Below are 13,048 nucleotides of genomic sequence, written 5' to 3' on the forward strand. Positions count from 1 at the left end.
TCATCATGTATAAGATATTAATTGTCGATGATGAGCTTTTTATTTGTAAAGGAATCGCTACTGTTCTCACTAATTCGGATATACCGATTTCAGAAATATTTATTGCACATAATGGATTTGAAGCTTTGGATTATATCCGACTTGAGAATATTGACTTGGTATTAACTGATATTGAGATGGAACGGATGAATGGGATTGAGCTGATCGAGACGATTTTCGAGGAGGCGCCTTATATTCCGATTATCATTTTATCGGCTCATGAGGAATTTGGGTATGCCCAGAAAGCGCTCAGATTCGGTGTGAAGGATTATATTCTGAAACCGATCAGCCCAGCTGATCTTATTAACGTGACCAAGCATTTATTATCGGAACGAGAAACGCGTTTGCGTTCTTCCATAGATGTATCGTTGAATCAAAAATTTTCTTTGGAGGATATGACGTCGAAACGGAACTATATATTGAATGAACTTGTTACAGAAGGCATTAACGAATCTGAAATAGATGAAGTATTCGCTGATCTGGGTTATCGGTTTGATGGGCCTTATTATGGGATGCTAGTGATTAAACTGGATTTGACTAAAGCGGGCTTATTTGAAAAAGAAATTACATCTTTTCGCGATCGCAATTTGTTGAAATATGCCTCTCTGAATGTCATCGAAGAGACATTAAACAAATGGGAAAGCATTGTATTCTATAGTGGCGGTAATACGATTGTTGTCATTCTGCAATACACACAGGAAGAAATGGACAGTATCACGCGTCTCAATGAACGTATGGTCATAGGGCAGCAGCTGCACAATCATCTTTTAACCTATATACATATGAAAAGCATCATCGGAATTAGTCGAATTAAAAAAGGAATTAAGAACTGGCAGGAAATTTTTAAAGAGGCGAATGAAGCCATTATCTGGAGTGAAATTCATAAAGATCATCATGTGTTTTTTATTGAAGATTTTGGCAAGCATGAGGTAACGCCGATTCCGTTGAATCAACCGATAACTAATCAAATTGATGAGCTTAATAATGGTGTGATCCATAGCACTATGCAGTTTATCGATAAGAACTTTCGTCAGAAGGGCTTAAAATTGCAGGATATCGCTGATTCCGTCTACTTAAGTCCCAGCTATTTAAGCTACTTATTCAAGAAAATTGTCGGAACTAATCTTTGGGATTATGTGACAAATCTTAGGATGGAAGAAGGAAAACGGCTTATTCTGACAACCGATAAAAGAAGGTATGAAATTTCAGATGATATCGGATATGAATCACCAGAGCATTTCAGCAAAATATTTAAGAAGCATTTTGGGATTAATCCATCTGAGATTAAAAAGCCGTTAACTTCCTAATAGAATATATATTTTAAGGTAAAGGGGAATAGGGATGATGAGAATAACTAGAGGTGTAATCATTTGCATGCTAGTAGGAGTCATTATTATGGCAGGTTGTACAAAAAAAATGCAACAAACTGTCACCACGACTCCGGGAGATTCTGGAGCCGGAATAAACGCGCCTAATGTGAGTATTGTCTTGAATTCATCTCCAGCAGATAAAACAGAAGAAAATAAGACGTTTGATGCCAAAATCATCCGATTTCTAGCGAAGCATTCCAATGTTAAAATAGCTAAAAACCCTTGGGCGTATCAGAACACGGAGATCGCAGCCAAAATGGTGGCTAACACAGCTCCAACCGAATTTACGACTTGGGCTACAGAGGGCAGATTATTATCAGATCGTAACTGGATCGCAGATTTAAGCGAAAATTTAGCTAGCTGGCCGTATACCAAGGATTTAAACCAAACTGCCCTACAGCCATTTGTGATCAAAGGGAAAATATATGCTGTGCCCATAGACGTTTATTTCATGACAATCACAATCAATAAAAAACTTTTTGCGGATAAAGGGATAGATTTGCCCCCGCTTGATTGGACCTGGGGTGATCTAATGAAAGCAGCAAAAGCGGTGAATGATCCAGCGAAAGGGATTGCTGGATTTATACCAATGGGTAAACGGACAGAAGCAGGCTGGAATTGGACGAATTTCTTATATTCCGCAGGTGGAGAAGTTGAAACCCTTGCAGATGGTAAAGTTACTGCTGCTTTCAACTCGGAAGCCGGGGTGAAAGCAATGACATTCTATAAGGACTTAAATGATGCGGGCGTGCTTCCGTTGAATTGGGCGCTTGCTTATAGTGATGCTTTAACTATGTTTAACCAAGGTAAAGGCGCTATGGTCATGAGTGGAAGCGGGAACGCAATTGATAGCGCAATCAATCAAGGCGGTCTCAAAGCAGCCGATTTAGCGCTATATCCCATTCCTGCAATGGTTAAGGGCGGGAAGCATATAGGTGTGCTTGGTGGAAACTACAAGGTAGTAAACGGGCAAGCATCAAAAAATGAACAGCAAGCCGCGTTTGATTTTATAATTGATGAGTATTTTTCGGATGTTTATATAGATGCCATATCGAAACAAATCGATGAGCAAAAGGCGATTAACAAAGTTTATGTTCCAGCATTGATCAATTATTGGGACGATAAATCAGATTATGGGAAAAAAGTCACGGCTATGTTTGCCAAGCATGATAATATTTTTGTCTATGCCCCAGAATTGAGTGCGTTATTTGTTCCTAAACCAGAAGCTACTTATGAGTCTCAAGCCTATTATGCCGAATTAACAAAAGTAATCCAAAAAGTATTTACAACTCCAGATGTGGATGTTAAAGCGCTATTAGATGAAGCAGCGACGAGACTGCAAATAGATGTTTTTGATAAGGTTAAGATAGGTTAGGCTGTAGCCGGTTTACCATCGTTAAGCACTTGTTTTGTTACTATTGGTCCATTCCTATCAGGAAATGTCTGGGTACTGTTCCTTAGTACCCTTATTTATTTGATACTATTGGGTTATTCACGGGCATGTTTTTATTCATTATACTTATTATAGTAGCTTAGGGAATGATTCAATATATTTAAGAATGGTTAAATGAGAGAAGGCGTACATTCGGAGGTGTGAGTAGTATGAATCATTTAATCGGCAAAAAAGTCATGCATGATGTTATGAATGCTAGGGGTGTCGTTATTATCCCCGCCAAAAAAGTGATTCGCGAGCAGCATTTGGAATTATGTGAACTACATAACGTCGACTTGTTTTCAATTATGCTAGAGTCAGATAATGGTTCTGTTAGCAATCCTGCTAGTGTTCTGGCCGAGCAAGTCATGGAACAATCCTTATTTCTCTTTCAATCTATTAGATTGAACCGTAAAATTCCTGTTTTGGAATTTAAGAATACAATTCTTCCTGTCATAGATCAAATCGCTGAAGATCCTAACCTGTTCAGGCTGCTTAAGGCAGTGAAGGCGAAGGATGAATATACCCATTGCCATAATGTTGGCGTATCTGTAATAGCTACTTTAATTGGCAAATGGCTTAACATGGAAAAGAATGAATTACAGGCTCTGTCACTTGCAGCACTTCTGCATGATGTGGGCAATGTTAGAATACCACTTGAAATGCTGAATAAAGAGGATGTATTTCGCGAGGATGAATTTGAATTTTTTAAACAGCATACCATTTATGGGTATGAGATGCTGAAGGATACCGTTGGTATTAGCAATCGAGTAGCGCTTGCTGCTTTGCAGCATCATGAAAGAGAAGATGGTTCTGGTTATCCCCTAGGCCTTAATAAAGATCAAGTTGAACCATTCAGTAAAATTGTCGCTGTTGCAGATGTATTCCACGCGATGTACTCCAAACGTCCCTATCAAGAGCCTTTTACGATTTCCGAAATTATTCGAGAGCTGAAGGTCGAAAGCTTCGGGAAATTAGACCCTCGTATCGTTTCGATATTTATCCGGAATATTACGAGCAGATTAATCGGGAAACAAGTAGTGCTGTCCGATGGACAAAAAGGCAATATTATTTATATGAATCCTTTCGAGGAAGCGAAGCCGCTCATTCAAATGAATAATAACCATTTTATTGATTTGAGCCGACATCGCATGCTGCAGATTAAAGAAATAGTTTCTTGAAATAATAACTGAATAATAAATTGAAAAGAGCCGATCCCAACGATCGGCTTTTCCTTGTTTCTATTGACGATGCTCCTTATAATAAGTAAAGAGTAAAGAATTCAACTAGGAGTGACAATAATTGTTTAAGCATTTAAGTGGAAACGCCAAAGCTTGTCTCCTATATGAGCCGCTTTTTTTGCTGCCTTATACTTTGTATGTTACATACGCTTCTGTTTTTATGTTAGCTCTAGGAGTTAGTGAAAAAGGCATAGGTTGGATTACCACGTTCGGTCTTGTCTTACAGATTTTCACATCGATGATTAGCGGCTATTTAACTGATAGGATGGGTAGAAGGAATTCTTTGTTAGTTTTTGATTTACTAAGCATCTCCGTGGGTATGTTATTCTTGATATTTGCCCAAAACATCTGGTTTTTTATCATTGCAGCTGCACTCAGCAGCCTCAATAGGATAGCAAATACAGCATGGTACTGTCTATTAGTAGAGGATTCCGAACCTAGCAAGCGTCATCATATTTTTAATATGCTCCAATTGGTAGGTGTGATAGGAGGTTTGTTTGCTCCAATCGGTGGATGGATGGTCAGTGAGTGGACTTTAATACCAGCAGTTCGGATCATGTATGTTATTGCTGCAATTAGCATGACGCTGATGTTTATCGGACGCCACTACTCAACCTATAATACGGAGATTAGCAATCGCAAGCGTGAAGATAATAAAAGCATGGACTGGGCTGCGATGATTAAGGAATATACGGGAGTGCTGCGTGTTATTTTTGCGAATCGCTCATTGCTGTTAATTTTCTGTGTTTACATAATGTTTCAGTTTCAGCTAACTATAAAAAATACCTTTTTATCCGTTTACTTGGTTCAAGTTCTGCATTTCCGAGATGCGTTTATTGCTATTTTTCCTGCTGTTACTTCAGCAGCCATGCTGCTTTTGATGCTATTTGTAGTCCCTAGGCTAAATCATGAACGTTTAAATCAGTATATGATTATTGGATTTATCATTTCTGCGGCAGCGATTGTCTTGCAAATCCTGCTGCATGATGGACAAATTCTTCTTATGATCGTAAGTGCAGTTCTATCAGCGGTGGGAACCATTCTGACTTATCCTTATCTAGAAGCAGCTGTGGCCAATACAATGGATGACGATAAAAGGGCGGGGATGCTTTCCATATTGTCCGTTCTAATATTAATCTTCATTTCCCCAGCAGGCGCAATTGGCGGTTGGAGCTATTCTATCGATCCAAGACTACCTTTTCTCCTAATAGTGGCTGCTTTTCTGTTAAGTGCACTATTGATGTATTTCTACAAAACTAAAAAGTAAAACAGTGAATTATCAAACCGCTTTCCATTTATACGTGAATCGTTTAAAATACGGAGATTAGCCTGTAATTAAAAGGTAAAGGGGGAGCTCGTATTAGTGTTTCGATGGTAACTGCGTTTATACCTGTGATCTTTCTCGGTTTGCTGTTTGCTGTTGTTTATCTTGTTCCAAAATGGATTCAGCGACAGAAGGATAATCGTGAGGAACTAATTAATACTCCAGCAACCGTGATATCTAAAAGAATGAACGTTACAAGCAAGTATATTGTGAGCCATACGTATCATGTCAGCTTTATATTCCCAGATCAACATAAGCTAGAGCTGAAAGTCCCACCAAAAGAGCTAGTGAATTTTGTTGAGGATCAGCAGGGGCAATTGCAGTTTCAAGGTGAACGGTTCCTATCATGGAATCCAGTAAGGGAAGCTTCTAAGTAAGATATATATAAGCTTAAGGTTGGAATTGTCATTAGACATTTCAGCCTTATTTTTTGGTGGGCATTTCGTCTAACCAATATCGCAGGGGTGTAAAATAACTAAAATGAACGTTCCTCACTTTACTAAAAATTGGATTAAGTTAAAAGGTGATTCTTATATGTCGCAATTTCTTAGTCGATTATCTGAATCTTATAGTATCAACGAATAAAAAAATGTGTTAACTTATTAACGTGACGTAATTTCGTAGTTATATCCAAGGAGGCAGGAACCAAGTGATTAAAGTGGCTATCTTAAGCTTTTGGCACGTGCACGCAGATGATTATGCTAAACAAGTTATTGGAAACAATTCAACGCAATTGGTTGCAGCATGGGATGAGCTTCCTGAGAGAGGGAAGAAGGAAGCGGAAGCACGAGGATTAATCTGGTATGATTCTTTAGATGAATTATTGGCTAATCCGGATATAGATGCAGTAGTTGTAAACGCACCCACTAATATTCATCGGGACGTAATGGTAGCAGCGGCGAATGCTGGGAAACATATATTTACAGAGAAGGTTATTGCTCCTACAGTACATGAAGTTAATGAAATTCTGGCAGCAGTCGAACTTAATAAAGTGAAATTGACCATATCTCTGCCAAGATTAAATGATAGTTATACACTTGCGATTCAAAAGCTGTTGAAAGAGGATGTTCTAGGCGAACTGACGCAGACTCGTGTGCGTTTATCACACAATGGAGCAACAGCAGGCTGGCTTCCAGAGCATTTTTACAATTTAGAGCAGTGTGGCGGCGGGGCATTGATCGATCTTGGTTGTCATCCGATGTATTTAACACGTCTATTTTTGGGACTTCCTGAAAGTGTAAGTGCTAATTACGGTTATGTTTTGGGCAAAGAGGTCGAAGATAATGCGGTAGCTATTCTACGTTACGCGAATGGGGCACTAGGTATTGTTGAAGCAGGCTTTGTTAATGACCATTCCCCTTTTTCCATTGAGCTTCACGGTAAGAAAGGCAGTTTGTTCTACGGTACTCCTGAGAATAAAATGGTCTATCGCAGCAGCTTAACACCAGAATCCGCTTGGATAGAAGTCGAAATGCCAGCTCCAGTGATACCTGCTTTTGACCAATGGGTCGAGCATATTGAGAATGGGACAATAGCTACGGAAAATATAGAGCTTGCACTTGATTTAACCAAGCTAATGGAAGCATCGAACTTATCAGTTAAATTGAATCGCGTTGTTGCATTAAATGAGCTTATATAAAATGGAGCGCGCTCCTTTTCCTTATCAGATAATGGAGACCAGAGCCGACGCATTGGACCGTTTGGATGTTCAATTTCAATGGGGAAATTATGGCTTTAGATTATTACGCTGCCATTTAGTCAGTTTTCCCCCAGGTAAAGTGGTTTCTTTTCATCAGCATTCGGATTATGAGTTCCATTTTATCCCGCGAGGAAAAGGCAAGGTTATTCTTAAGGATCAGGTATTCGCTTTACAGCCCGGCATGATGTATTTAACAGGTCCAGGTTTGGAACATTATCAGGAAGCCGATAGTATGGAAGCTATGGAGGAATTGTGTCTGCAAATTGAAGCTGTAAAACTGTTTGATTGCGATAAAGTGCCTGATCATTATTGGGGCAACCGCAATGATATACTTGAAGCGGATTCTTGTATGAAACAGCTGGACCATCTTCCGCAATTTCCGACATTGGATCATTACCACGCTATGCCTTGTTTTATTGAGGCCTATCGTGCATGGTCAGGTGATAAATTAGGTGTCTATTCAACCATTCATCAAGCCATTATCCAGATTCTATTGCGAACCGTACAAGCCTATGATATAACCAGAGATTCTTTTAAGATTCCCTCTCGTGATATGAATATGCACCGGTTTCTGCTGGCTACGCAATTTATGGTTGATAACTATGCAAGGCCATTGTCTTTGGAGGATGTGGCGGAAAAGCTGTCAATCAGCGGTCGCCAGCTGCAGCGTGTCTTCTTGGAGAAATCCGGATTTTCCTTCAGTAGATATCTAGAAGATTTACGTCTAGCCCATGTCAGCCGTGAGCTGATGGAAAGCGAAACCTCTGTGCAAGACATTGCCCTTCAGCACGGTTTTACGAGCAGTAATTATCTTTACTACGTTTTCCGTAAACGGTATGGGATGACGCCTAATCAGTATAGAATCACCAATCGAAAGGAGGGATGATATGGATCCTATCGCATTGCAGTTATATTCGATTAAAGAGCTAACGGCTGTAGACTTTCTTGGGACCTTAGAAAAAGTAGCTAAAATTGGTTACGATGGTGTGGAGTTTGCGGGTTATTTTGACACTTCGGCTAAGGATTTAAAAAAGGTGTTAGACGGGTTGAATCTTCGAGCCGCAGGCAGTCATGTTGGCATCGATGATTTGAAGAATAATCTAGAGCATTCGATTGCTTATGCATTAGAGATTGGCAGTCCTTATGTGATCTGTCCCGGTCTCCCTGAGGAAATGCGCAGTAGTGCGGATGACTACAAAAGGATAGCGGATTTTTTTAACCTAGTGGGTCAACGCTGTAAAGAGAATGGGCTGCAATTTGGCTATCACAATCATGATTTTGAATTCCAGCAATTTGATGGTGAATTTGCTTTAGATCTTATTGCGAAGCAAACGGAATCCGATTTGGTGTTTCTCGAGCTAGACACCTATTGGGTGGAGTTCTCCGGGCTGCGTTCGATTGATTTTATTGAAAAATATGCGGAACGCTGTCGAATCCTTCATATTAAAGATATGAAAAGCTTGGCGGATAAACGAAATACTGAGGTCGGCGCAGGAATCATGGATTTTAAAGCAATTATCGCTGCAGGACAGAAGCAGGGTGTTCAATGGTATACCGTGGAACAAGAAGCATTCGAAATCCCACAGCTTACTAGCATTGAAGCAAGCTTAAAATATTTAAAATCAATTATCTAACATACACCAAAAGGAGAATGACAAATGGAAAAGAAAGTAAGAGTAGCGATTATTGGTTGCGGCGGTATCGCCAACGGGAAGCATATTCCAGCTTTGTCTAAGTTGGATACAGTTGAATTGGTTGCATTTTGCGACATTATCGAGCAAAAAGCTCTTGACGCAGCAGCATTAATTGGGACTACAGGTATTCGCGTATATACCGATTATAAAGAACTACTAAAGGATGAAACGATTGATGTTATCCATGTTTGTACGCCAAACAAATCACATTCCTTTATTACCATTGATGCATTAGAAGCGGGCAAACATGTATTGTGCGAAAAACCAATGGCAAAAACATCTGCCGAAGCAAGACTAATGGTTGAAGCTGCTAAAAGAACGGGTAAAAAGCTGACTATTGGCTACAACAATCGCCATCGTCCGGATTCTGTTCATTTGAAGAAGATCTGTGAAAGAGGAGATCTTGGAGAGATTTATTATGCTAAAGCACATGCTATTCGCAGACGTGCAGTACCTACTTGGGGTGTATTCCTTAATGAGGACGAACAAGGTGGCGGACCGCTGATCGATATTGGGACACATGCATTGGATCTTACCCTTTGGTTGACGAATAATTATAAGGTTAAAAGTGTTGTAGGTAATATCTATCACAAGCTAGGAAGCAAGAAAGATGCTGCTAATGCTTGGGGTTCATGGAATCCAGAAGAATTCAAAGTGGAAGATTCTGCTTTTGGTTTCATCACCATGCAAGATGGAGCGACGATTGTAATAGAAGCAAGCTGGGCATTGAATAGCTTAGATATCGATGAAGCTAAATCCACTTTATGCGGTACGGAGGGTGGAGCCGATATGAAGGAGGGCTTGCGAATTAATGGCGAGGACATGGGCAAGCTTTATGTGAAAACTCCGGATCTTGGCATTGGCGGAGTTGCCTTCTTTGATGGTTCTGAAGAAAAAGATTCCGATCGTGAAGCTAGATTATGGATTGATAACATTATCCATGATACAGATCCAATAGTTTTACCTGAGCAAGCATTGGTAGTTACGGAAATTCTTGAAGCCATCTATGAGTCAGCTAGAACGGGTAAAGCTGTTTATTTTGAATAAGGTACAATGGTAGTTGTAAGATCTATATTATTGTATACTAAGGTAAGTTAATCCCATATCTATCGGGCATGAAGCACATCTCGATTCTAGACCTTAAGGGTCTGGATGAGGTGTGTTTTTTTTGTTATGGGATCAACTTGGTTTGCTTAACAGCTAAGAAAAACTTTGGTATACTATAAGGAAGGTTGGGGATTAGTTGATAAAAAGATTAAAGCCAAAAAATGATTTTATTTTCCAAATTCTAAGTATAAGTTTTGGTACTTATACTGACCTTAGAATTCCGGACAAACGCCGTCTTAAGACGGCATAACTGTTTATCCTTGAAAATTATTTGGTGAAGAGGAAGTTAAAGAGAGTCTCGCAACAGTATTATTTCGAAAAGCAATTGATGTATAACTAAATAAAAGGATAAGTTGAGGTGTAAAGTGACTGAAATTCGTTTTGTTAATAATGAGGAATTAAAACATGCTGCTGCATTGTCAGACTCGATTTTTCGGGATTCTGAACAAACGTCTATGGGAGTTGCTTTCCCACAAATATTCTCATCAGGACTAAACCAATCCATGGCAGCATTTGAAGCTGGGAAATTGGTTGCCTTTATGGGACTTGTACCTAATATCATTAACATAGGTCGTTCTCAGCTCCAGGTTCATAGCTTGGGTTCGGTTTGCACGGATTCCGAATATCGTGGTAAAGGGCATGCAAGTTTACTATTGGAGCAAATTTATACGTTTATTAAAGATTCAGGGTCTTCCTTGCTATTGGTATCGGGGGATCGGACTTTATATACGAGATCTGGCTGTAGAAAGTTTGGCGAGATTAAACACTACTCCATAACTGTGCAGGATGCTGAGACTATTCGTCAATCTAATGAAGGAAGCTCCGTAAACTTGAGATTATTTGAAGCAAAAGACGCTTTTGCCTTACACAAGTTACGGAAAAATAATAGCGTTGCTTTTGAAGAAAGTCTGTTTGGCACAACTCAATTGATCGAGAGTGAAGCTGTTGCCAGCATCGCTAAATTAAAACATAAGTTATATGTTGCAGAGCTTGCTGGGAAAATAATTGCTTCTCTAATTGTTGCTGTTCAAGATAAGCATGCTTCAAAAGCGGAGCCGTTTATCGTAGAATGGAATGGGGTTGCAAGCGTGGCAGTTAATTTGATTGCTTATGCCATACAACAGGATTCCCTTGCGAAAATCAACCTATATTCTCCATGGCATGAACTGGACATGCACGAAACACTTGAAGGAGTAAGTCACACAACAATTCATAATTCTGGAACTATTAAGATTGTGGATTCTAAGAAGCTTTGGGAACAGCTACAGCCTCACTTAAATGAAAAAAGTCCTGATGCATCTGCTGTTGTTGAATTATTAGAAGCTGACGAGGCAGATACTGTCCAATTATCCGTCTTAGGGAATGTGATTCGACTAAGCTATGACGAGGTTGTTGATTTACTATTTAACCCACTAGCCAATGTGCCTTTATTAAAACCATATAAATCTGTATTAGATCATTTATTCCCGATTGCGTTTCCTTATACAGCGGGACTTCATTATGTGTAATCGTTAGATCCATTACAGAAAACATTTATCTAAAATATTACAAGAGACACCTCAGAGAGGATGTCTCTTTCTTTATATTTAATTTGACAGGTAACTTAGGAAGTGAGAGTATAATATTACCATTATGAAAATATCTCAATTTGAAACAATTTATATTTGAATGAAATAAGCGATAAGGAGGCGAATGACTTGTCAACAACGCTCGATTTAAACCATGTGGAAGCATACAGTGAGTTTATGCAAGAAATAGGTCAGGAAATGAAACAATATTCAGAATGCTTTCAAGGAAGCTGCCAGCTGAATCGTACGGAATTTACATTAATAGATGTATTAAGACGGCAAGGCTCGATGATGATGAAGGATTTAAGCACATATCTAATGGACGTAAGCCTTAGTACGTTAACGCGACTTATTGACCGATTGGAAGCAGATAATTATGTGAAACGTTCAACAGATCCCAAAGATCGTCGTTGTTTCATGATATCGCTAACTGATAAAGCTGCTGCAATATTGGAAGGATACCCGAAGCTGACCTCCGAATTAGCGGCTGAAATGCTGAAAAGTCTAACTGAAGCTGAGCAGGCTACATTAATGCAATTGATTCAAAAGATGAGGCCACAAATAAGTAAAAGCAGGGGAGGGATTAAGGATGAAGCTGGAGCTTACAAAGCTTAATGACAAAAAGGGTTTTTGTCCTGTTGCATTTAAAAAGTTTAGTTTTCTATTCTGGAGTTTATTTGGTTTTGCGGCTTTGGCGGCAGTTGCTTTAAATTTGATATTTGATTCCCCATTATTACTCGGGCTTTATGCATACCCGATTATTTTTCTAGCTATGGTGCAGATTACATACCCGGCGTTTATTGGATTAGCGGCTGTTTTGTTGAGCACGGTTTTCTTATTCGCTTCACCTGAACCGATTTTATTAGCAGTAATGGCTTCTTTTGCCGGATTGATGCTCTTAACAAAGCGGGTCATATTTATATCTAATCGTAATTTTAAAGGCAAGAATGAGCAAGAGGATATGCTGCTTAATACTGTTTTCTCTTTAGCTAAAACAATTGATGCCAGAGATCAATATACAGCTTTTCACTCCCATAATGTTGCTGACTATGCACGTAATATTGCTAAAGAGCTTGGTCTTCCACAAAGAGAAGTGGATTCCATTTATTTGGCTGGTTTGATTCATGATATTGGTAAGATTGGCACTCCGGATCATATCTTGCAAAAAGTAAGTCGGTTAACAGAAGATGAATATGAAACTATGAAAAAACATTCCGAGGATGGATATCAAATCATCAAGGATATCAAAAAATTCGAGGAGTTAGGGATAACTGACATGGTGCGTTATCATCACGAGCGTTTCGACGGAAAAGGCTACCCCCAGGGTCTAAAAGGCACAGAAATTCCGCTAGGAGCGCGAATTCTAGGGATAGCTGATGCGTTTGATGCAATGACTACAAATCGTTCTTATCGCCCCAAATTAGCAGTTGAGACGGCATCCGATGAACTGCAGCGTCATAGCGGTACTCAGTTTGATCCCATTGCTGCCAAAGCTTTTCTTAAAGTATTGAAAAGAGAAGGCAAGCTGCAGCAGCAAGAGGAACCGGTTTATGGCAACGTGCAAATGGCATAAT

General features: G+C 39.4%; 12 protein-coding genes. All 12 read left to right on the plus strand.

The features are described from left to right. Nucleotides 1-5 precede the first annotated feature (5 nt). On the plus strand, nucleotides 6-1,346 hold the full coding sequence (locus EHS13_RS05435) for a response regulator (protein ID WP_155699388.1): 1,341 nt from the start codon (nucleotides 6-8) through the stop codon (nucleotides 1,344-1,346). 34 nt (nucleotides 1,347-1,380) lie between these two features. Continuing rightward, nucleotides 1,381-2,784, plus strand: a complete 1,404-nt coding sequence (locus tag EHS13_RS05440; RefSeq protein WP_155699389.1) for an extracellular solute-binding protein — start codon at nucleotides 1,381-1,383, stop codon at nucleotides 2,782-2,784. 227 nt (nucleotides 2,785-3,011) lie between these two features. Continuing rightward, complete coding sequence (locus EHS13_RS05445; RefSeq protein ID WP_155699390.1) at nucleotides 3,012-4,022, plus strand: HD-GYP domain-containing protein; 1,011 nt, start codon at nucleotides 3,012-3,014, stop codon at nucleotides 4,020-4,022. A gap of 121 nt (nucleotides 4,023-4,143) precedes the next feature. Beyond that, nucleotides 4,144-5,349: an MFS transporter gene (locus EHS13_RS05450; protein ID WP_155699391.1), complete on the plus strand. Its 1,206-nt coding sequence runs from the start codon at nucleotides 4,144-4,146 to the stop codon at nucleotides 5,347-5,349. A 104-nt stretch (nucleotides 5,350-5,453) separates the two neighbouring features. Next, nucleotides 5,454-5,783 (plus strand): DUF2500 family protein, encoded by a 330-nt coding sequence (locus EHS13_RS05455; protein ID WP_155699392.1) that lies wholly within the window; start codon nucleotides 5,454-5,456, stop codon nucleotides 5,781-5,783. Nucleotides 5,784-6,055: 272 nt separating this feature from the next. Continuing rightward, entirely contained in the window at nucleotides 6,056-7,045 is a 990-nt protein-coding gene (locus EHS13_RS05460; RefSeq protein ID WP_155699393.1) for a Gfo/Idh/MocA family protein, read from the plus strand. Nucleotides 7,046-7,076: 31 nt separating this feature from the next. Beyond that, on the plus strand, nucleotides 7,077-7,991 hold the full coding sequence (locus EHS13_RS05465; protein ID WP_227013799.1) for an AraC family transcriptional regulator: 915 nt from the start codon (nucleotides 7,077-7,079) through the stop codon (nucleotides 7,989-7,991). Between the two features lies 1 nt (nucleotide 7,992). Further along, the gene (locus EHS13_RS05470; RefSeq protein ID WP_155699395.1) at nucleotides 7,993-8,739 is read left to right on the plus strand and encodes a sugar phosphate isomerase/epimerase family protein; all 747 of its coding nucleotides are present in this window, start codon (nucleotides 7,993-7,995) and stop codon (nucleotides 8,737-8,739) included. Between the two features lie 24 nt (nucleotides 8,740-8,763). Next, nucleotides 8,764-9,846: a Gfo/Idh/MocA family protein gene (locus EHS13_RS05475; RefSeq protein WP_155699396.1), complete on the plus strand. Its 1,083-nt coding sequence runs from the start codon at nucleotides 8,764-8,766 to the stop codon at nucleotides 9,844-9,846. 425 nt (nucleotides 9,847-10,271) lie between these two features. Then, the gene (locus EHS13_RS05480) at nucleotides 10,272-11,414 is read left to right on the plus strand and encodes a GNAT family N-acetyltransferase (RefSeq protein ID WP_162462969.1); all 1,143 of its coding nucleotides are present in this window, start codon (nucleotides 10,272-10,274) and stop codon (nucleotides 11,412-11,414) included. 189 nt (nucleotides 11,415-11,603) lie between these two features. Further along, complete coding sequence (locus tag EHS13_RS05485) at nucleotides 11,604-12,089, plus strand: MarR family winged helix-turn-helix transcriptional regulator (protein WP_155699398.1); 486 nt, start codon at nucleotides 11,604-11,606, stop codon at nucleotides 12,087-12,089. Next, nucleotides 12,064-13,047, plus strand: a complete 984-nt coding sequence (locus tag EHS13_RS05490) for an HD-GYP domain-containing protein (RefSeq protein WP_155699399.1) — start codon at nucleotides 12,064-12,066, stop codon at nucleotides 13,045-13,047. Before EHS13_RS05485 ends, EHS13_RS05490 begins: the two co-directional genes overlap by 26 nt. Nucleotide 13,048: the final 1 nt, after the last annotated feature.

The organism is Paenibacillus psychroresistens (assembly GCF_009728935.1).
GTDB lineage: Bacteria > Bacillota > Bacilli > Paenibacillales > NBRC-103111 > Paenibacillus_AC > Paenibacillus_AC psychroresistens.